The sequence below is a fragment of the Deltaproteobacteria bacterium genome, from assembly GCA_016931625.1.
Lineage (GTDB): Bacteria > Myxococcota > XYA12-FULL-58-9 > XYA12-FULL-58-9 > JAFGEK01 > JAFGEK01.
On record JAFGEK010000085.1, the window covers coordinates 1 to 21,417 of the forward strand.

The 21,417-nt window shown below is 39.1% G+C and carries 21 protein-coding genes; 14 read left to right on the forward strand and 7 right to left on the reverse strand.

Annotated features, from left to right (window positions below):
• A partial coding sequence (locus JW841_07855) for a glycoside hydrolase family 5 protein (GenBank protein ID MBN1960845.1) occupies positions 1–1,144 on the forward strand: 1,144 nt, incomplete at its 5' end.
• Between the two features lie 22 nt (positions 1,145–1,166).
• On the opposite strand, the gene JW841_07860 is transcribed toward JW841_07855, so the two are convergent.
• On the reverse strand, positions 1,167–3,083 hold the full coding sequence (locus tag JW841_07860; protein MBN1960846.1) for a glycogen debranching enzyme family protein: 1,917 nt from the start codon (positions 3,081–3,083) through the stop codon (positions 1,167–1,169).
• Positions 3,084–3,205: 122 nt separating this feature from the next.
• On the opposite strand from JW841_07860, the gene JW841_07865 reads away from it, so the two are divergent.
• Genes JW841_07865 through JW841_07875 form a run of 3 tightly spaced genes read left to right on the forward strand, consistent with a single transcriptional unit; the run spans position 3,206 to position 6,568 of the window.
• On the forward strand, positions 3,206–3,493 hold the full coding sequence (locus JW841_07865) for an acylphosphatase (protein ID MBN1960847.1): 288 nt from the start codon (positions 3,206–3,208) through the stop codon (positions 3,491–3,493).
• A gap of 2 nt (positions 3,494–3,495) precedes the next feature.
• Complete coding sequence (locus JW841_07870; GenBank protein ID MBN1960848.1) at positions 3,496–5,148, forward strand: PAS domain S-box protein; 1,653 nt, start codon at positions 3,496–3,498, stop codon at positions 5,146–5,148.
• Between the two features lie 16 nt (positions 5,149–5,164).
• Positions 5,165–6,568, forward strand: coding sequence for a sigma-54-dependent Fis family transcriptional regulator (locus JW841_07875; protein ID MBN1960849.1), 1,404 nt, complete (start codon positions 5,165–5,167; stop codon positions 6,566–6,568).
• Positions 6,569–6,841: 273 nt separating this feature from the next.
• Here JW841_07875 and JW841_07880 read toward each other — a convergent pair whose 3' ends face one another.
• Positions 6,842–7,087 (reverse strand): zinc ribbon domain-containing protein, encoded by a 246-nt coding sequence (locus tag JW841_07880; GenBank protein ID MBN1960850.1) that lies wholly within the window; start codon positions 7,085–7,087, stop codon positions 6,842–6,844.
• Between the two features lie 11 nt (positions 7,088–7,098).
• Positions 7,099–7,698, reverse strand: a complete 600-nt coding sequence (locus tag JW841_07885; GenBank protein ID MBN1960851.1) for a TetR/AcrR family transcriptional regulator — start codon at positions 7,696–7,698, stop codon at positions 7,099–7,101.
• A gap of 274 nt (positions 7,699–7,972) precedes the next feature.
• Between JW841_07885 and JW841_07890 the strand changes: the two genes are divergently transcribed.
• The gene (locus tag JW841_07890) at positions 7,973–9,190 is read left to right on the forward strand and encodes a 6-phosphofructokinase (GenBank protein MBN1960852.1); all 1,218 of its coding nucleotides are present in this window, start codon (positions 7,973–7,975) and stop codon (positions 9,188–9,190) included.
• 229 nt (positions 9,191–9,419) lie between these two features.
• Positions 9,420–9,716: a ribosome assembly RNA-binding protein YhbY gene (yhbY, locus tag JW841_07895; GenBank protein MBN1960853.1), complete on the forward strand. Its 297-nt coding sequence runs from the start codon at positions 9,420–9,422 to the stop codon at positions 9,714–9,716.
• A 25-nt stretch (positions 9,717–9,741) separates the two neighbouring features.
• On the opposite strand, the gene JW841_07900 is transcribed toward yhbY, so the two are convergent.
• Positions 9,742–10,119 carry a type II toxin-antitoxin system VapC family toxin gene (locus tag JW841_07900; protein ID MBN1960854.1) on the reverse strand — a complete coding sequence of 126 codons (378 nt, stop codon included), beginning with the start codon at positions 10,117–10,119 and terminating at the stop codon, positions 9,742–9,744.
• Complete coding sequence (locus JW841_07905) at positions 10,116–10,361, reverse strand: type II toxin-antitoxin system prevent-host-death family antitoxin (protein MBN1960855.1); 246 nt, start codon at positions 10,359–10,361, stop codon at positions 10,116–10,118. Before JW841_07905 ends, JW841_07900 begins: the two co-directional genes overlap by 4 nt.
• A 324-nt stretch (positions 10,362–10,685) precedes the next feature.
• Here JW841_07905 and JW841_07910 point away from each other — a divergent pair, with 324 nt between their 5' ends.
• From JW841_07910 to JW841_07925, 4 genes are read left to right on the forward strand one after another with little or no spacing between them, the layout of a single operon-like run.
• Positions 10,686–11,666 (forward strand): ATP-binding cassette domain-containing protein, encoded by a 981-nt coding sequence (locus JW841_07910; protein ID MBN1960856.1) that lies wholly within the window; start codon positions 10,686–10,688, stop codon positions 11,664–11,666.
• The gene (locus tag JW841_07915) at positions 11,659–12,378 is read left to right on the forward strand and encodes an ABC transporter permease (GenBank protein ID MBN1960857.1); all 720 of its coding nucleotides are present in this window, start codon (positions 11,659–11,661) and stop codon (positions 12,376–12,378) included. Before JW841_07910 ends, JW841_07915 begins: the two co-directional genes overlap by 8 nt.
• 19 nt (positions 12,379–12,397) lie before the next feature.
• Positions 12,398–13,999, forward strand: coding sequence for a GldG family protein (locus JW841_07920; GenBank protein ID MBN1960858.1), 1,602 nt, complete (start codon positions 12,398–12,400; stop codon positions 13,997–13,999).
• A gap of 37 nt (positions 14,000–14,036) precedes the next feature.
• Complete coding sequence (locus tag JW841_07925; protein MBN1960859.1) at positions 14,037–15,587, forward strand: DUF4340 domain-containing protein; 1,551 nt, start codon at positions 14,037–14,039, stop codon at positions 15,585–15,587.
• A gap of 21 nt (positions 15,588–15,608) precedes the next feature.
• On the opposite strand, the gene JW841_07930 is transcribed toward JW841_07925, so the two are convergent.
• Positions 15,609–16,694, reverse strand: a complete 1,086-nt coding sequence (locus JW841_07930; protein ID MBN1960860.1) for a hypothetical protein — start codon at positions 16,692–16,694, stop codon at positions 15,609–15,611.
• Between the two features lie 154 nt (positions 16,695–16,848).
• On the opposite strand from JW841_07930, the gene JW841_07935 reads away from it, so the two are divergent.
• The 3 genes from JW841_07935 (at position 16,849) to JW841_07945 (ending at position 19,534) form a co-directional block, all read left to right on the forward strand.
• On the forward strand, positions 16,849–18,006 hold the full coding sequence (locus JW841_07935) for a methionine adenosyltransferase (GenBank protein MBN1960861.1): 1,158 nt from the start codon (positions 16,849–16,851) through the stop codon (positions 18,004–18,006).
• A gap of 110 nt (positions 18,007–18,116) precedes the next feature.
• Complete coding sequence (locus JW841_07940; protein ID MBN1960862.1) at positions 18,117–18,962, forward strand: undecaprenyl-diphosphate phosphatase; 846 nt, start codon at positions 18,117–18,119, stop codon at positions 18,960–18,962.
• Complete coding sequence (locus tag JW841_07945; GenBank protein MBN1960863.1) at positions 18,959–19,534, forward strand: CoA pyrophosphatase; 576 nt, start codon at positions 18,959–18,961, stop codon at positions 19,532–19,534. The genes JW841_07940 and JW841_07945 overlap by 4 nt, the downstream gene beginning before the upstream one ends.
• Before the next feature lie 15 nt (positions 19,535–19,549).
• On the opposite strand, the gene JW841_07950 is transcribed toward JW841_07945, so the two are convergent.
• Positions 19,550–20,086 (reverse strand): hypothetical protein, encoded by a 537-nt coding sequence (locus JW841_07950; protein MBN1960864.1) that lies wholly within the window; start codon positions 20,084–20,086, stop codon positions 19,550–19,552.
• Positions 20,087–20,280: 194 nt separating this feature from the next.
• On the opposite strand from JW841_07950, the gene JW841_07955 reads away from it, so the two are divergent.
• Complete coding sequence (locus tag JW841_07955) at positions 20,281–21,297, forward strand: NAD(P)-dependent glycerol-3-phosphate dehydrogenase (protein ID MBN1960865.1); 1,017 nt, start codon at positions 20,281–20,283, stop codon at positions 21,295–21,297.
• The last annotated feature ends 120 nt before the right edge of the window (positions 21,298–21,417 follow it).

Below are 21,417 nucleotides of genomic sequence, written 5' to 3' on the forward strand. Positions count from 1 at the left end.
AAGTCGCAGGCAGGATTTTTGCGAGCACGCGGTCGTAAGTAGCGAATTTCGTGAAGATCGACGGGAGACATTTAGGGACACCCCCTACTATAAACTCATGGAGAGAATCGTGCGGCGTTCATTAAATTATATTTTTTCTTTGCCATTTTTATTTTCGCTTGTTTCGTGTTTTGCTTCTAACTCAGAAAGTTGGCGTCCGCCGACTGAAATAGATCCAAAAACTCCAGTGGGTATGCATGGCCAGCTAAGAGTTGAAGGACGCCAAATCATCGATGCTCACGGAAATCCCATACAACTTAAAGGTATGAGTACTATGTGGCTTAACTGGGAGAGTCGTTTTGCCACCAATAAAAAAGGGCTTCAGTGGATGCGCGACCACTGGGGATTAACTGTTTACCGTGCAGCTTTAGGTGTAATTTCAAGCGGTGGACAAATGCAAAGTACTACAACAAACGAACAATATGTACGCAAGATTGTACATAATGCCATTGATCTCGGGGTGTATGTAATTATTGATTGGCACGATCATAATGCGCATCTACATACCACAGCAGCTAAAAAAGTATTTACAGAAATGGCTCAAGAGTTTGGTGAATTTCCCCATGTTATTTATGAGACTTTTAATGAACCTCAACCCTTTGATGATGAGCGTAATTTTGTTCAATGGAGTACACATATTAAACCATATCATGAAGAAATATTAGCGGCGATTCGAGCTATTGATCCTGATAACATTGTTATTTTTGGAAATCCGCAGTGGTCGCAGCGACCTGATATTGCGGCCGCTGATCCTGTGGTTGGTGACAATATTATGTATAGCTTGCATTTTTATTCTTGTACGCATGGTGATGAGATCCGTGGTTATGCTGATGCAGCAATAAACTCAGGAGCGACGATATTTGTTACCGAATGGGGCGCTACCAACGCAGATGGTGGCCTTGATGGTAAAGTATGTCTTGATCAAGCCCAGCAATGGCTAGATTGGATGGATGAAAAGCAAATCAGTTGGGCGGCCTGGAAATTAGATGGCTGTTCTGATGCAACCTGTATATTTGCTAGTAAATATGTTTCTGCAAAAGGCAACTGGTCTGAAAATCAATTACATGGTCATGGACCATTTGTCGTTGAGCGAATGCAAAAATAAGACTATAGCATTTCAAACTTATTTAAGTTTGGATAAATAATACTTCATTATCAAGTCTAATGGCTTCGCCGAGTGAACAAGCATGAAATGGGCTACCGCGTAAATGATGCGGCGGCTCGGCATCAGCAATTTCAGGCAAATGCCCACTATTATATGGGTCTACTGTAGAAAGCCAAGGTGTATAAAATTTATTGCGAGCTTCGCGTCGAATATTTGGAGTATCTCCTTTGCTGCGAATCCAAGCTTCAATAAAAGCGCCGGTAAGATAAGGCCAGACAGTACCTTGATGATACGCTAAATCACGGGCGAGTTTGTCACCACTGTAGCTGGGAGCATAATTTTGTTCAAATGGGGCTAAAGTGCGAAGACCTGCAGCTGTCCAAAGATATTTTATTGCAACATTAATGATACTTTGTGATCGAGGACCATTTAGCAATGCAACTGGCAGGCCACCAATTGCAAAGATCTGATTAACTCGTAAGGTAGAATCGTTTTGATTCGGTACATGGTCAACATCAACAACGTCATAAAGATAGCCGTGAGTCTCATACCAAAAACGACGATCAAAACTTGCACGTGCACGTGCTAAAGGTTCTTCATATTCTGGCAACAGATGTGCTGCTATTATTAAGGCATTAATCCACAAAGCCTGAATTTCAACGGGTTTGCCAATACGCGGAGTTACAACAAAATCATCGGTTTTGGCATCCATCCAAGTAAGCTGTAAATTTGGTTCACCGCAGGCTAGTAAACCATCGAGGTCAGCACGAATACCAAAAATTGTACCATTCATATATGCTGAAATTATACTTAATATTGTTGAAGTAAGTATTTGATAATGTTCAACATCCACTCGACAACGGCTAAGCAAACTTGCGGCAGCAATTATAAACCAAAGAGAGGAATCAGCCGCATGAAAATCAATGCTACTATGATCTTCATTAAAACGGTTTGGCACTAAGCCATTCTGGGTGGCTTGGGCCCAGGTTAATAAAATTTGCAGGGCTTCACTGTATCTATTAGTAGCTAAAAATAGTCCACGAATAGCAATAAAAGTATCGCGCCCCCAATCAGTAGCCCAGGGATAACCAGCAATTATAGATAAACCGCTATCGCGTTTAACTAAATAGTTATCGACAGAGCGCTGCAAATGATGAGAAAATCGATTACGCCGTTTTACTTCTTCAACACGTAACCTAGCAATCATACCAGGGGCACTATCTTCATAACCGATACCGTTATTTTCAGTTGCGAATATAAGCGCCGCCTCGCGGCCAATTAAGTCGAAATGAAAAATGCCAGGGCTTGCTAAATCTTCAGTAGCATCAAATCCACGAGCTTGTTCTTTTTCATAATAAAAATTGTGATACCAAATAGGTTTATCGTCATAGATACCATTACTAAGACAAATAAGCGGAGGCGTATTCAGGGTGGGACGAAAGATAACTTGGGTTCCATGTTGTATGCCATGTAAATCAAGTGGACGTTCATACCCAAGTTCATGGTGATTGCGATATGCGAGTAATGGTCGAATAAAGAGAGTAAGTGGAATAATATTGCCAACTACTTTCCAAGATAGTGCTATTAAGGATGCCCCGTAAGGTATTAACCGTTCGTGTACCAAGCGAGTGCCATCAGCAAGACGGTATATCCATCTTGGCCATGGGTCGAGAGTAAAACTTTCAATGTGTTCATATCCATTTGGATGAATGACACCAGGTGCATAGCAGTGAGAGCTAAGATAAGTAGTACCATTAGGACCATCTACCCAAACCTCAATATCACCAACAAGCATGAAGCGTTGAGTAGGAGGGGTAAGAGCACAAATTAACAGACCGTGGTAGCGTCGCTGTCTAATGTTATACGCAGTGCTCATGGTATAACCACCACGACCGTCAGTTTCAATCCATTCTTTTGTCATCGGAATTTCATTGAGCATGTAGTGTATTGTAGGAGGGTGAAGAAAAATATGCAAAAAGGTTTTTTATATGCTGACTATTGTAATATTTTGTTACAATATAAATATTCGCATCTTGTATGTATTCGTGATAGCCGTTAGCTATGGTTGAGATAGATTTTGCACGAGTAAATATTATTGTTACCGGTAGGGTGCAAGGTGTATTTTTTCGTGCCTCAGCTTTGGAACAAGCACAAAGTTATGGAATTAAGGGATGGGTACAAAATCTTCCAGATTCATCATTAGAAATTGAAGCAGAAGGACCACGTTATGCACTTGAAGAATTTATTAAGTGGTGTAAACATGGTCCACCAGATGCTTTTATTAAAGAGGTATTTATCCGCTGGGGTAAATACCAAAACGAATTTACCACTTTTCGTATTTGTGGATAGCAGTGCCAGATAAATCGTTATCGTATACTAAACTCGATTCATCACTACAACCCACCATTGTTATTCGCAGTGGTGATATTATATATGCTAATCCAGCAATGGCGGGATTTCTCTGCACCACTGTAGAAAACCTGCAGGGTTCTTCTTATATTAATTATTTCGCCGAAGATGAGCGTGAACGTATTAGCGATCGTTATAGTCATAACAATCTAAGTGAACATGTCATTTCCGATTACGAGACAGTCCTAATTTCTCAAGATGGCATGCGAAAACCGGTGCGGGCAATTTCAAGTCTTACGTGTACTGATTTTATTGTTAGTTTTAACGATATCAGTGCTGAGATAGCTCGTCGTAAGCGTCTTGACGGTTTGGCTAAAATTGGCGCGTCCCTGCAAGCAGAATGCAGTATAGAAGCAGTGCTAAACTCGGTGAGTGAACAGTTTGAAAACCTTTCATTATCATTGGTAACTTTAACAACTGATGGAACAAGGAGTGAGATTACTTTTTTAGGGGCGTCAACACAGCTTATAGCAGCTATTAGAAAAACAATTGGACAAGACATTGTTGGTATACGGGGTTTAACAACACCGTTGTTACACATTGTATGGCATAAAGGGGTAGTTTTTGATGATAACGCCCCTAAAACAGCTGGCGAATTTTTTGGTGGCAAGGTAGGCGAACGTATTCGTGAAATTATGCAAGAGGCAGGTTTTACAAAGTCGGGAATTATTCGTCTTGATGTAGAGGGTGAACCTACATATTTGTTAGTTATTCTTGGTGGTTGGCTAAGTTCTGAAGATATGCCAGTTTTTCGGTTATTTGCTTCTCAAGTTGCTGCAGCACTTACTGGCGCTCGTATGATAGCTACTCAAAAGGCTGTAGCTGTTGAGAATGCGAGATTATATAAAGACTTAAAACATAGCTATGAAACTCTTGAAGAAACCCAAAGGCAGCTAGTTGAGCGTGAACGTCTTGCAGCTATTGGCGAATTGGCAGCAGTAGTAGCACATGAGGTTCGTAACCCTTTAAATGTAATATTTAATTCGCTTGGAAGCCTTAATAAAATTATAAAATTTGAAGGTAATGCTAAAATACTATTAGATATAATTGGTGAAGAAGCTGATCGTCTTAATCGTATAGTTAATGATTTATTAGATTACGCTCGACCAGTTGTAGTAAAAGTTAGACCTGAATCATTAACTCGAATTCTTGAAGAAGCTGTTACAACTGCATTAGAAACCTCAAATGCTGACATTCGCCTTGAAAGCAATATTGATTCTGATCTACCAGCAATACCAACTGATGCTCGTTTGGTTCGTCAGATGGTGTTAAATATTGCTATGAATGCTGTACAAGCAATGCCACAAGGTGGGGTTCTATCTTTGCGTGCTACCACTCAAAGAGAAAATGCTAAAAATAATGTACGCATTGATATTGGTGATACTGGCACTGGGATTACTAAAGAGGTTATCGAAAAAATCTTCAAACCATTTTTTACTACTAAGTCAACAGGTACAGGTTTAGGATTAGCGATAGTTAAGCGAATTATTGATAATTTATTTGGTGAAATATCTCTTAAAAGTGAACTTGGTGCTGGAACAACATTTACTATAAAGTTACCAATTGAGGAAATTAAACAAACAACAAACAATTAGATGTTCAATCATGAGTATGCCGAACAATATTGAAGTATCAATCTTAGCTTACGAATCGAATGCACCTTCGGTAGCAGGAAGCATTTTGATTGTTGATGATCAAAAAAACATGCGCACCACTACCGGCCTAATTTTACGCCAAGCCGGCTATAGAGTAGCTGAAGCAGAAGATGGCCATGTAGCGTTAAGTAGGCTTGCTAGCGAAACTTACGATGTATTGCTGACAGATCTACGTATGGAAGGTTTTGATGGTTTAGAGTTGTTACGTAGTGCAATAGAAATGACTCCTAATACTCAAGTTATTGTCATGACTGCTTATGGCACTATCGAATCAGCAGTAGAAGCTATTCGTCGCGGTGCTTTTGATTATCTTGCCAAACCATTTAAAGAAGATGAATTATTATTAAGAGTTGAGAAAGCCTTAGCACAACGTCAATTGCTGCGTGAGATGAGTGTGCTCACCAGTGAATTTCGTGAACGTTATGGTTTAGAAAATCTCATAGGTCGTTCACAATCTTTGCGTGAATTATTGACCTTGGTGGTACGAGTCGCTCCAACGGATGCTACCGTGCTTATCACAGGAGAATCAGGTACAGGCAAAGAACTAGTAGCCCGTGCAATCCATACCTCAAGTGGACGTGCGCAAAAATCATTTGTACCGGTCAATTGTGCCGCAATTACTGAGACCTTGCTTGAGTCTGAACTTTTTGGACACGCCAAGGGAGCATTTACCGGTGCTATTCGAGCGCGGCGAGGATTATTTGAAGAAGCTGACGGTGGTACTTTATTTATTGATGAAATTGGCGAAACTACACCTGGTTTTCAGGCTAAACTCTTGAGAGTTTTGCAAGATGGAGAAATACGTAGGGTTGGAGAGTCACAAGCTGTTCGAGTTGATGTACGAGTAATAGCAGCGACAAATCAAGATTTGCGTAAAGCAGTATTTGAAAAAAGATTTCGTGAGGATCTCTTTTATCGGCTTAACGTTGTACCATTACGTGTGCCAACATTGCGTGAACGTAGTGAAGATATTCCACTGTTAGCAGCACATTTTCTCGCAAATTTTAATAAAAGAAGTAATGATCAGAAAAAATTTACTCCAACAGCTATTGCTAAGATGTTAGAATACTCTTGGCCGGGAAATGTGCGTGAACTTGAAAATATGGTCGAACAAGCTGCCGCATTATCTGCAACCTCTGCTATCGCCCCTAAAGATATCCGTTTTGAGACAACTAGACCAACGATTAACCCTTCACATACTTTAGCTGATGTAGTCGAAATTGCTGAACGTCGAGCTATTGCAGCCGCAATTGTGAGACACGACGGTAACCTTGAAAGAGTAGCGCGTGACCTTGGTATTTCGGCAACTACTCTATGGCGTAAGCTAAAACGCTATAACTTGCAGGCAACAAATATCTAAAGCCACCTATATAACAATTAAAAGAATACTAATACTTTGTGCTATATTTCATATATGAAATTCATATTTCATATATGAAAAAGATAATAGTTTTGCCATTAATAAATTATTTGTATAAGCAATATAACATACCGATATTTAAATGAATTGCTGTAATATAGGTTTATTGCAGATTTGGCATTATATTTGCATAAATAAAAAAGCGTACAGCGCGTTTTGCTGAATTTGGTATCCCTCCCCCCCCCATTTCATCTTGACGCGCTGTACGCTTTTTTAAATATCTTTCCAAGCTGGCAAGCTAGCCATCATTTGTTTAGCAGCTTCACGTGCTGCATTTTCATCTAATCCCTGAGAGTGAGTAATAAAGGCAGTCATTCCGACCAAAGCTTCATCATATGATTTCAATGATCCATCTTGACGCGCACAATGAATGCAATAATCTTTTGAGGTGTCGTTGGCAGCGAATTCATCAGGTTTGGTCATAGGCATACCGCAAGAAATACAACGCTTATTAGACATGATGTTCTCCTTTAAGGTTTTTTTATGGCTAATAGGCCAAGATAATGCTCAAGTAGTTCTGGGCCGCAGCGTCTAAGTACCGAGGCATTGGGGGCAAAAAGATCTCTATTAGCTAGATAGTGATGTATAAGCCCAATCCAAGTATTAAACAGTAGATGCACCGGTATTGTTAAAATGTGTCCAGACTGCATTTCGCTTTGTGCACTTTGACTTAAATGAAAAGCTGTGGCTGATTGAATACCTAACAAGGTAGCCCGTGACATAGGTGGCAAAATTGGACCATCGGTCACCAAGCGTGCATAAAATTCTTCGTGTTCACTTAACCCGGTTAAATGGGCGTTAAGCGTTTGGCGTAAACTTGCCTTTGCGTAAACTAACTCATGAATACGTTTTACTACGCGTTCGCCATAAACCCCTACAACTGCAGCGACTAATTCATCACGGGTTTTAAAATGGGCAAAGATTAACCCATGAGAAACTTGGGCGCGCTCGGCCACCGCAAGCGTTGTAGTGCCGTTAATCCCAAATAGACAAAATAACTCATAAGCTGATGATAATATGCGCTCATGAGTGCGTTTTTTTTGTTGTTGACGTTTATTTAATTGAAGCATTTAAAATTAAGTATACGCTCAATGAGTAAAAACTCAATTAAAAAAAAAGAACTCGGTCGAGATCATATCGAGTTGTTGTTTGGCGTCAGTAAAAATTTTACGGTAATCACAAATTAAAAAACCCCTCTTAACATAACAGCAGTACTAGTCTTAAGTGTGCAGCGCGCGTTAATAGTGCAAAACTTAGGGTTTAGGTTAAAACCATACAACTTAAACACTAGAAAGCAACTAACACACAGATAAACCTCTGTATTTAGGTGAAAGTGGAGAGCAAATGGCAAAGTTAAGTGGTAAAGTATTAGTAGCGCAAGGTGGCGGACCAACCGCTGTGATTAATCAATCTTTAGCTGGTGTAGTGACCGAAGCTCGCCGTTATGGCGATATTACTCGTGTTTATGGCGCGGTAAATGGTGTTTCGGGTATTGTAAATGAAAATCTTGTCGATTTAACCCAAGAAACACGTAGCAATTTACATAATGTTGCTATGACCCCATCATCAGCCTTGTTTTCAACTCGTGATAAGCCTGACGCTGAATATTGCGCTCGTATTTTTAAAACATTACAAGCACATGATGTTCGCTACTTTTTCTATATTGGTGGCAATGATAGCTCTGATACGGCGCGTATTGTTAGTGAGCACGCTAAGCAAAGTGGCTATGAAATGCGTTGCATTCATATCCCTAAAACCATTGATAACGATTTGGTTTTAAATGATCATACTCCTGGTTTTGGTTCAGCCGCGCGTTTTGTTTCATTAGCATTTTCTGGCGCCAATCTAGATAATCGCTCGCTACCGGGTGTGTATGTGGCGATTGTTATGGGTCGTCATGCTGGCTTTTTAACGGCAGCTAGTGCGCTTGGTCGTGTATACAAAGACGATGGTCCACATCTTGTTTATGTGCCAGAGCATGCATTTGATATTGAGCGTTTTCTTTCAGATGTTGATCGTGTTTATAAAAAATATGGTCGTTGTATTATTGCTGCTAGCGAAGGCATTAGCGATAAAGATCATAATCCCATCATTGCTAAGCTAATGAAAGAACAAGAAAAAGATGCGCACGGTAATGTGCAGCTTTCAGGTACTGGCGCTCTTGGTGATTTGCTGGCTGACGAAATTCGCGCCAAATTAAAAATTAAGCGTGTTCGTGCAGATACCTTTGGCTATCTGCAACGTTCATTCTTAGGCATTGCCTCTGATGTTGATGCACGTGAAGCTTTTGAAGTAGCCTCTCGTGGTGTGCAATTAGCCGTTTTAGGTGAAGATGATGGTTCAATGACCATCAAACGTGTTGGTGACTATGCGGTTGATTATCAACTAGTACCGCTTAAAGAGATTGCTGCCAAAACCAAACATCTTGATCCATCATTTATTAATGCTGAAGGTAACGATGTTACCCCAGCATTTTTAGATTATGGTCGTCCGCTGCTTGGTACTAATATGCCGCATGCCATGCGTTTGTTGGCGCCAAGTGTTAAGAAATTATTAGGCTAAGCAAGCTAGGTAGATTTGATGAATACCAATAGCGCTGTAACTAGGGACACCGCCTAGTTACAGTGCTATTTTGATATCGATAATTTAGTCGATAATTAGTCGATATGTTACAAGCATTTATAGATGTCCGTATTAATGGTGGGTGGTATTGTCAGATATTGGTTTAGACAATAAAGGTTACAGTTGTATGCTTGCACAGGCATGAATAGATTTGCTACAAACGGCGAATATGACTATTCGTAGTTTTCAAAGACAATATCTTAAGGGTCTGGCTCACGACCTCAATCCAGTTTTGCAAACTGGTAAAGATGGTTTAAGCGAAGCATTTATTGCCCAAGTTACCCAAGCGTTATTAGACCATGAGCTAATAAAAGTCCGCCTGGTACGCCCAGAAGAAAAAAAGACCATGGCACAAGAATTAGCAAATTCAACTAATGCAGAATTTGTGGGATTAGTTGGGCATACAGTTATTTTATTTCGCCCCCACCCCGAAGAGCCAAAGATTGTTTTACCTATACGCGAGTAAGAGCAAAATATAACTACCCTATTTTTTATGGATGAAATTTACTTACATGAAGATCATCTATCATTCGGTAATGCTTGTCGTTGCCAGTAAAAATAGGCAAACCACAAGAAATCGCTGTCGACGCGATTAAAGCATCAGCTAATTCGAGTTTATGAGAAAGAAAATATCTTTCTACTAAAAATAAAGCTTTAGCAGAGATGGTTTCGTTTATTAGCACGACATTTACTCCCCAATCAGTCATCGCATTGCGTAATTCTCGTAGCTCATTTTTATTACGCATGCCCTGAACAAGCTCCATATATGATACGACTGATAACTGAAAATTTTCTATTTTTTCTATAGCAATACGAGCTTTATCATTGCCGCGCATATACCATATGATAACATCTGTATCGACAATCAAAAGGTTCTACCTTTACGTAGATTATTAACATAGTCATTTACATTTTGCGCTGCATCAATATTTTTCCAGATGCCGAATAGTTTATTGAATGTTTGTTTCTTTGTCCGCTTTGAATTTTTAGCAATAGAAATGATAACTGCAGTAGGTTTGCCTCGGTAAGTAACAATTACATCTTCTCCGCGCCTAGTTGTTTCTAAGATTTCGCGAACATTAAAGCGTAATTTTTTTGCGGTAGTTATCATTTAAAGACTCGATTAAGTTTATACTTATTAGTATATACTCTGCAATATGCAAAAATCAAGCGTAATTTTCTTCACAAATACCCCTTTCTCGTTCTATTGATGCAGCGAAAATGAGTTTGGGCGGTTATATTGCGTTGCCTTATTTAGGGACACCCCCTGATATGACTAGTTCACAGAGGTTGTAACTTGAAAAATCTATAACCAGTTGAATATATATAGCCTTTTAAAAAAAAATTGGGAATAAAAGCTCAAGTAAAGGTGTTTAGTTTAGTTGCATTAGCGTGAAGAAGGGGTGATAAGCCAATGAATCAATCTGTAACACCCATGGTCGAAGTTGTTTCTCTACGTAAAGACTTTGGGAGTATGCGTGCGGTTGCGGATATCTCGTTTTCCGTAAATCGCGGTGAAGTGGTTGGTTTTTTAGGCCCTAATGGTGCCGGTAAAACTACTACTATGCGCATGCTAACCGGTTTTCTTAAACCAAGTGCGGGTTCGGCATTAATTCAGGGTATCAATGTCAGCGAAGATCGTTTAGGGGCTCAGAGGTTAATTGGCTATCTGCCTGAAAACGCCCCATTGTATGACGATATGATAGTAAGCGAGTTTTTAGATTATGTCGCAAAGCTGCGGGGCATTATCCCTGAGAAGCGCTCACCACGAAGAAAAGAGATTTGTGAGCGATGTGGTCTTGCCGAGGTTATTGGCAAAGATATTGGTCAGCTCTCAAAAGGTTATCGTCAACGTGTTGGTTTAGCGCAGGCAATCTTACACGATCCCGATTTACTTATTCTCGATGAACCCACTAGTGGTCTTGACCCTAACCAAATTGTTGAAATTCGTCAGCTTATTCGTGATTTGGGATGTGAAAAAACGGTAATTCTGTCGACGCATATATTGCCTGAAGTGCAAGCCACCTGCGGTCGCATTATAATTATTAATGATGGCAAATTGGCGGCTGATGATACTCCCGATGCCCTCACTGAACACGACTCAGGAGCAGTTGTACGCCTTATTGTAAAAGGTAAAGACAGCACTAAGTGCGATGTCACTCGCATTCATAATGTGCTTGTTGGCCTTGAAAATATTCACAGCGTTGATCAATGTGATGGTGAAGGGTCTGGCACAGCAGGCTTTCGTCTAAAAGCTCGAGGGTCAAGTGATCCACGTGAAGCGGTATTTAACGCCGCAATTAGTAACGAATTTGTCGTATTAGAAATGCATCGTGAGCGAGCTTCATTAGAAGATACTTTCCGTCGGCTTACCCGAGGTGAAGATAGCAACAGTAAGGAGGAACTGCGTGCGTAATATAGCAACTATCTCTAAAAGAGAGTTAGCGAGTTATTTTAATTCGCCAATGGCGTATATTGTTATGTGTGCGTTTTTATTAGTTTCAGGTTGGATGTTTTTTAGCCAATTGTTTCTTAATGAACGCGCAGATATGCGGTTGTTTTTTTCGCCATCACCGTTTTCTCCTTCGCTGCTGTTGGTTATTTTCATTCCGGCAATTTCAATGCGTTTAATTGCTGAAGAGCGAAAAAATAAAACCATCGAACTATTAACCACCATGCCGGTTAAAGATAGTGAAGTTATTGTTGGTAAGTTTTTAGGGGCATTATTTTTGGTGCTTGCCGCACTTGCCGCCACCTTAATTTATGCCATAACGGTGTGGATTTTAGGGCCGTTAGATTGGGGCCCAGTTCTCTGTGGTTATTTGGGTATGGCGTTATTTGCTGGCGCGATACTAAGTATTGGCATTTTTGCTTCAACACTTACCGATAATCAAATTGTGGCATTTATTATAGGCTTAATTATTTGTGGGGCACTTTATTATATTTATTGGCTGCAATTTTTATTACCTGGTTTATTAGCTCCAATTGTTGAGTATATTTCTATTAGTTCTCATTTAGCGAACCTAGCGCGTGGCGTGATCGATACTCGCGATATTCTATACTATCTCACGGTTGCGGTAATGGGATTATTTTTAGCCAGTTTATCTTTATCGCGACAGCACGCTTAAATACCTGCTGAGGGTTATTATGAACCAGAAAAAACTAGTTGATCTAACAGTATTAGCTGTTGCAATTGTGGGCAGCTTAATTTTAATCAATATTGTTGGAGTAAAATTATTTGGTCGTCTTGATTTTACTCGTGATCGTCAATTTTCATTAAGCAAAGCCACTAAAGATACGCTTGCCGAACTCAAAGGCCCAGTTACGGTGCGAGCATATTTTACGGCGGACTTGCCGCCGCAGTATAGTGCCAATGCTCGTTATATTAAAGATATTCTCGATGAGTATTACAGTAATAGTAACGACAATTTTAGGTATGAATTTATTGATCCGGCCACGGCTGAAACCGCTGCTGATAAAGAAAAGAAAAAAGAGGTCAAACACGATATTTTTGGCCGTGCTGTACGTGAACCCACAAGTATAGAGCGTGAATTAGAAACTTTAGGTATCCCGCCAGTACAAGTACAAGTTAATGAAGACGATAAAGTAGAAGTAAAACGTGCTTATATGGGTATCGCAGTTATAGCTGGTGAGAAAAAAGAAGTGATTCCCGTCGTACAAAATAGCGCAGGTTTTGAATATGATTTAACTACACTTATTCGCAAACTTACACGCGCTAAACTTCCAAAAATCGCTTTAATAGATGGCCACCAAGGCTTTGATACTGATAAAGAAATTAGCAATGCCTGGCAATTGCTGGCGCGTAATTATCAAATGATCAAGGTTGATCTTACCCAACAAAAAGAAATCCCTGTTGATGTTGATGCGATTATTATTGCTTCACCTAAAACACCATTTTCACAAGATGAAAAACGTGCTCTTGACGCTTTTGTAATGTCAGGTCGCGGTGCAGCATTTTTACTTGATGTTATTCGTCCTGATATGCAGACCATGCAAAGCGAGCCAGCTAATCATGGTCTTGATGATTTAATGCAAGCCTACGGTGTAACCGTAGGCCCAGGTTTAGTAGTAGATAGTAATTGCGCTAGAATTAGAGTTAAGCAGATACGTGGCAATATGCAATTTATTCAACCAGTAGCGTATCCCTTTATCCCATTTTCACAAGCTCTTGATCGGCAACACCCATTAACTCGTGGTTTAGCTAACGTTGCTTTCCCATTTATTAGTCCGGTTTATGTTAATACTTCAGACAACGATACCATAAAGGTTGAAAAACTGATTCAATCGTCATCGCAAAGCTGGTTACAAAAACCACCTTATAATCTTGATCCAATGCAACGCTGGACAATGGATATGGTCAATGATGAAGGGGCCAAAAATTTAATTGTTACACTTTCTGGTGCGTTAAAAAGTTATGCGAATCCAAACAACCATGCCAACAATGCAAGAGTTATAGTTGCTGGCGGCGCCTCATTTATTCATGATCAATTTTTATCGCAGACTAATGCCACCTTATTAATGAATTTAGTGGATTGGATGTTACTTGATGATGCTTTGTTAGCGGTACGTTCACGTGGTTTAGCAGCAGCACCGCTAAACGAGACTAGCGACATGGGCCGTGCAGCGGCTAAATGGATAAATATTATAGGGGTGCCATTTGTTTTAGTTGGTTTTGGTTTGGTACGATGGCAACTTCGTGAACGAAGACGAAAAAACATTAAAGTTTAACAAAATTGCTTAAATTATGTTGAGGTAAATAACTAGCATGAAACGTTCTACTGTTATCGCATTAGCAGTTTTTATTGCACTTTTAGTTAGCGCAGTGATGCTACTTACTCAAAAACCTGAACGCGGTATTACTCGGGTTTCACTTACCGATATAAATATTCAACAGATAGATCGCATAGTTTTTAACGGTAAAAATGCGGCTGAAATAAAACGTCAGGCAAATGCAAAGTGGTTTCTTGATAATGGCAAACTTGCTGATAATGCGGCGGTTGAGCGTTTACTTGAGTCGCTAGTAAAAATTAATTCCAGTAATTTATTAACGCGTGATCCTAATCATTATGCTGAATATGAGACTGATGATGAAAAAGGTACAAAACTTACGGCATATTCTGGTGCTCAAAAAGTAATTGAATTAACCGTTGGTAAAAATACTTCTAATGGATTGGCGATACGTATTGATAATTCCGTATATGCGGTTAATGGCGTATATTCTGGTGCTTTTGTACGTAAAGCTTCAGACTGGTTAGAGAAGCGCGTATTTGCACAAAAAATCGATGAAGCTAAACGATTAGAAATCAAACTAGCTAATTCTTCTGCATATGCATTGATAAAAAAAGATAATTCTTGGTCTATTGAAAATCCTGATATTTTTCCTAAAGATTTTCGTTTTGATGCTAACGCCGCCAGTTCATTGGTATCTAATGTAGTAAACTTAAGGCTTAATGATTTTATTATGCCGGATCCTGGTGTTGAAAAAACAGGTCTAGGAGATGATGCAAATACACTAAGTATAACTTTTAGCCAAGCAACAACTAATGCTAGCAATAATGCGGATTCACAAGAAATTGTCAAAGTATTGCGAATTGGAAAAGATAAAGAAAAAAATAAAGAAATTTATGCCAAGCTTGATGGTAGCGATGATATTTTCACTTTAGCCGTAAGCAGCGCCAATAGATTGTTAAAGCCTGCAAGTGATTTACGTGATTTAAAGTTACTGCAATTTGATATTACTAAAGTGAAAAAACTTTCAATAAAAAGCACTAAAGTTAATTTAGCTTTTGCAAAAAATGATACTGCGTGGACATTAGTATATAGCAACGAGAAAAAGCCAGCCAATTTTGCACTTGATCCGATGTTAATTGAGCGACGAGTTAATTTAATCTTAAATTTACGCGCTACACGATTAGCAACTGCAAAAGAGAACAGTAAAAGTGGCTTGGCAAAGCCTACAAGTGTTGTGACAGTTGAGTTAAATGATGGTAGCAAAGTTAATTTACGTTTTGGTCGAGAATTTAAAGATGAAAATAAAGAGGCCATATTTGCACAAGGCAACATCGACAATGCCACCTATGTTTTAAATACCAGTATTTGGAAAAACCTCCTTGGCGGTATAGTTACTTTCAATAAACAACCTGAGTCTTTTAGTGGTGGGATGCCAAACTTGGACCCTCAAACTTTAGCAAAATTACCACCAGATGTGCGCGAGCAATTGATAAAACAGATGATGCAAAAACAGCGTGAGCAACAATTAATAAAACAATTAGAAACTAATGCTGCACAAAAACAAAATACTCCTACTAAACCTTAACATTACAGTTCTTCATTAAGATTAGTATTTAAGTGCTAACACGGTTTCTCGTACACCTAGACCATATATATAATGGTATTGTATCGATGTCTCATTGCTACCGCTAATGTTTTGAAAATGGGCAAATGCAATAATATCATTCATAAAAAGCACATAAGTTTCAGCAGAGGAACCGGGGATTTGAGCTACAAATAATCCAGCACAAGGCGAGGTAAGAGCTTCAGCATCGTAAAGATTTTCTGCTGATTGCAAAGGTATCAAATCTACGTCGATTAAAACACCATTTTCACCAGTTATAAGTAGATGACCAGAGGTACTCACTTCGGTGTCTACATGTTTGATATTTGCATTTCCCAATTCATGTCCATCAACATATTGCGAAATTTTAGTATAGAAATAGGTTTTATATTTACCGGCATATTCTGTATTGAAAGTTGTATTATCAGAAGTTGGCCAAGCGATAGTGCTGCTATTGTTTGTTTTCATAATTAAAGTGCCATTGGGATCACCAAATAAAATTATTGAAGACGATAAGGCATCTTCAATTGTATTCATGGTGGTTTTCTCAGACAGAATTTCATTTGGAATATTAGAAATTCCAAAAGCACTAGGTGTACCCAATAAAGGCCCAGCTGGGAAATAACTATTTATTTGTAAATTGGCATTATCATCTATAGTTATGTGACCTAATTGAATACCGCCATTATCTTCATTAAACTGTAGATAGTTGAGTTCATGGTTGGCGAGGTCAGCAATTTGTATTGGAGATTGCACAATAGCAATTATTAGCGATGGATCCGATGTTTCAATGATGAGAGTTTTATCTGGTATTTCATAGGCGGATTTAAGTAATTGCTCTTTATCTAAAAGTTCATAGCTACCATTGGCTGAAATAGTGTAATCAATGCTACTGCTTTGGGCACGTGATAAATTCTGATATTCAATATGTTTGCTAGTGTAATTGACTTCTAAACGAAGGAAATCTCCATTACTAGCAGTGGCATTGTAGAACTGACGTACTTCATAATTTTCAACGGGGTCAACAATGCCATAACCACAGCTGTTTGTAAGAAATCCGGTGATAATTATTGATAACCACCTTCTCATACATTAGCTCCACATTAATGCTGCCAGTAAATAATACGGACATAAAGCATAAAAGAAACAGTTAAATTTTAGTATTTGACATAATTGCAAGTGCACATTATTTATACGCTTCTTTTTCAACATATCAAAATTAACTATTTAAAGAGCTAATCAAATGGATCGTGATTTTCTTTTTACTTCAGAATCAGTTACCGAAGGTCATCCTGATAAAGTAGCTGATCAAATTTCTGATGCTGTACTTGATGAATTGTTGCGTCAGGATCCACACTCACGAGTAGCCTGTGAGACTTTAGTAAAAACCGGTATGGCAGTTATTGCAGGTGAAATTACTACTAACGGCTACGCTGATATGCCTACGGTGGTGCGTCGTACTATTCAAAATATTGGTTATAATTCAAGTGAAATGGGTTTTGATTGGGAAACATGTGCTGTGCTTACGGCCATTGAAAAGCAATCACCAGATATTGCCATGGGTGTTGATGCCAACAATAAACATGAGCAGGGTGCAGGTGATCAAGGTATGATGTTTGGTTATGCCTGTGATGACACTAAAGAGCTAATGCCAGCTCCTATTATATATGCACATAAACTTACCAAACGTTTAGCTGATCTGCGCAAGAAAAACCGTCTTAATTTTTTACGTCCAGACGGAAAATCACAAGTAACTTTTGAGTATCATAACGGTAGTCCAGTGCGCGTTGATACGGTAGTTATTTCAACGCAGCATACTCCAGAGGTAAAAACTAAGACTTTAAAAGATGCCATTATTGCTGAAGTAATTGAGCCGGTAATTCCAGCACGGCTACGTAAAGGCAAAATCACATATCATGTTAATCCGACAGGTCGTTTTGTTATTGGCGGTCCTATGGGTGATGCTGGGGTAACTGGTCGTAAAATTATTGTTGATACTTATGGTGGTATGGGACGACATGGTGGTGGTGCATTTTCAGGCAAAGACCCGAGTAAAGTAGATCGTAGTGCCGCATATTTTGCTCGTTATATTGCAAAAAATATAGTGGCAGCCAAACTAGCGCGTCGATGCGAAGTACAATTGGCTTACGCTATAGGTGTAGCTCAACCAGTTTCAATCATGGTTGAGACATTTGGAACTGGTGCTATTGATGACGAAAAAATAGAAAAAGCTGTGCGACAAGAATTTTCAGCTAAACCTGCCGAAATAATCAAGCGTCTAGATTTATTGCGACCAATATATTTTAAAACTGCTAGTTATGGTCATTTTGGTCGCCATGAATCAGAATTCACTTGGGAATGTACAGACGCAGCAGAGCGTTTATGTAGGGGGTGCCTTTAAATAGCATTTTAGCATTTTAGTAGTTTATTTGCGTCGCAGGGGTAATAACTCCAAATGTTGATTCAAGTCATTATGACTAATAAAACAAAGCGTTAAGTAAAACGTGAGCTGTGGATATTGGAGAAAAGTCGCTGAGTCATCTGCAAGCAATCTTTCTCGGAATTCTTCAAGGGTTAACGGAGTTTCTGCCTGTATCAAGTTCTGGGCACTTAGTACTTGCACAGTATTTTTTAGAGTTACGTGAGGTAGAAATTATATTTGACTTAGTTCTGCATCTGGGCACGCTTATCGCTACAATAGGTTTCTTTGGTTCATCATTTCGTAATATGGCAAGAGAGGGCTATGTTGCCTTTGGTGATAAAAAAAACGGGCTTTCTTGGGCAGACATTTTACGTCAGCGACCAGACGCTAAGTTGTTATGGTTAGTGATTATAGGTTCTATACCGACAGCATTAATTGGTCTTTTGTTTCGGCATCAGCTTGAAGCCACCTTCGCAAATGTAAAAATGGTAGGTTGGCATTTATTGGCCACAGCGATTTTATTGCTTGCGACTTTAATTGTACGTCGTCGTCAAGGGCGCAATATCGACAATATGCGCTTATTAGATGCATTGATTATTGGTATAGCTCAAGGTGTAGCGATTATACCTGGAATTAGTCGCAGTGGTATGACCATTGCAGTGGGTTTATTATTAGGTCTTGATCGTGAACTTGCTGCTCGTTACTCATTTGTCTTGTCCGTACCAGCAATCGCAGGTGCTTTTGCCTTGCAGGCAATAAAACATTCCATACCCATAGCTTCTCTAAGTACGCTTTTTTTAGGTTTCATTGCAGCATTACTTTGTGGTTTGGCAGCACTTGCTTTTTTAATGCCAGTAGTACGTCGTGGCCGTATATATCTTTTTTCCTTTTATTTATTACCGTTAGCATTTGGGGCATTATGGCTGGTTAAATGAAGGGTTCGCATATCCGCTCAACACTTGCTGCGTACAAGCCATTAAAATATGCGATAAATAATAATTGTCGAGCCGCAGTATTGGTACCACTAAAATATTCTGAAAAAAATAAAGAAAAATATGAAGTAATATTAACCCGACGAGCCGCAGAATTAGCAGATCATGGTGGTCAGGTTTCATTTCCGGGCGGTCGTATTGAATCAACTGACAGCAGTCCAGAACATGCCGCTTTACGCGAAACACAAGAAGAATTAGGAATTGTTCCGCAAGATATTGAAATAATAGGTCGTTTAGATGACATGATTACCATTACGGGTTTTCATATTGTGCCAATACTCGGTATTTTGCCTAATAAAATTAGCTATTTTCCAGATTTTCACGAAGTTGCACGAGTTTTTAGTGTGCCTCTTTATTGGCTAATGCAACCGCAAAACTGGAAGCAACATACTATACAATACAAATCACAGACGGTGCATTTTTATAGCGCCGAATGGAATGGGGAGAATATTTGGGGAGCAACTGCACAAATAATCCAAAATTTAATTAAAGTGCTTAAATATTGGGGTATTTAAATTTTATTAATTAATTTATTCTGCCGTTGGTCGTCTAACTAGTTCGAGTAGTACATCTATTTCAGTGTCGTTTGGTTTTAATGATTTTGCCATTTCAAGCATAAGGCGGGCTTGCATATAAAGCGAAGCATCGCGAGATGCCGATGTTCGCATAAGTAGAATTTTAGCTAACAAGACATTAGCATCGGCCATGAATGGATTTAGTGTTATAGCTTGATTTAAGATAGCTTCTGCTTGTTCGTATTTGCCTTCACGATAGAGATTGTTGCCTTGTTCATATAATACGTGAGCTTTAGCAATATCATCATTATTTATTGAAGTGGCTTCAGGAGCAGAGTGTGCTGGGGTAGTTAATTGATTATTAGTTGGAGAATTACTTTTTGACTCGGCTGCTTTATTTGAAGTTGAAGAAGCAGCTGTAATGTCTATCTTTTTATTGTCGTTGATTTCATGGTTGATAGAGGTGTTAACATTACCAGCACATCCGGTATAAGTGAAATAACCAAAAAAACCAATTATCAGTATCCATGTAGGTATACATTTAAACAACATGATTAGATCCTAATTATTTATCCATAATAAGCTAACTCATTGATAATGGATGCGGCAAGTATCGTGTCATTTTTAGCTTTTGTTATTCTTGCCATTGCCGCTTTTGCGTATCAGTGTCAAATAGCAGTAGAGGTATAGTCGATAAATGGTTTTATACTAAAGTAATCGGATTTAAAACTGACAAGGAGTTAATAATGACCGAGTCATTACGTATAACCGTACTCGGCGCTGGACATTGGGGGACCGCGTTAGCACAGCATTTAGCTATGCGCGAACACAATGTTACATTGTGGGCATATGAATCCGAAGTAGTAACAGGAATTAACCAACAACACCGCAACCCTTTATTTCTTAAAGAGGCGCTGCTTTCTGAGCGAATTGTCGCAACTAATGAAATAAGCGAAGCAATTATTGATGCCAAAATTATATTGTTTGTAATACCTGCGCAGTTAATACGTAAGTACTTAGTAAAATTACGTGGCAAATTGCAGGTAGATGTCCCAGTAGTTATTTGTTCAAAAGGTATCGAACGTCGAAGTTTGGCAACTATGGATCAAGTTTGTATTGAAGAACTGCCAGCATCATATCATGCAAACATATGTGTTTTATCCGGTCCTTCATTTGCTGCAGAAGTAGCTAAAGGTGTACCAACCAATCTTACTTTAGCAGCACGTGATAATAACACTGCAAAATTAGTGCAAAATGCTTTAGCTACCAAAGGTATGCGAGTGTACACCACTGATGATTTAGTTGGGGTTGAACTTGGCGGAGCTTTAAAAAATGTTATTGCAATTGCTATTGGTGCATGCGTGGGTTTAGGTTTTGGTTTAAATACGCAAGCTGGGTTTATTACCCGTGGTTTATCCGAGGTGACCCGTTTAACTATGGCGATGCATGGACGCCCTGAAACGATGTTAGGTCTTGCTGGTGTGGGTGATTTAATTCTTACCTGTACCGGTGAGTTAAGTCGTAATCGTCAAGTCGGTAAGCTTTTAGCACAAGGTCGTCAACGAGCTGATATTGAGAGTGAAATGCGAATGGTGGCTGAAGGTATCCCAACTGCTGAATCAGCTTATGAATTAGCACAAAAATATAATGTGGATGTGCCAATAATCGAACAAGTTTATCGGGTGCTTTATAAAGGTATTAGTGTTATTGAAGCAATGGAAGTCTTGCAGAGCCGCTCACTCAAAGAGGAGTGGGGTAATTAGAACTGATTTATAAATAAGAAAACTAAATAGTTTGGTGTATTTGTAACAAAATACTAAATGTTATGTTGCAGCGCAACAAACAATAGAATGATCAAAAAATATTTATTAATTTATTTAAAA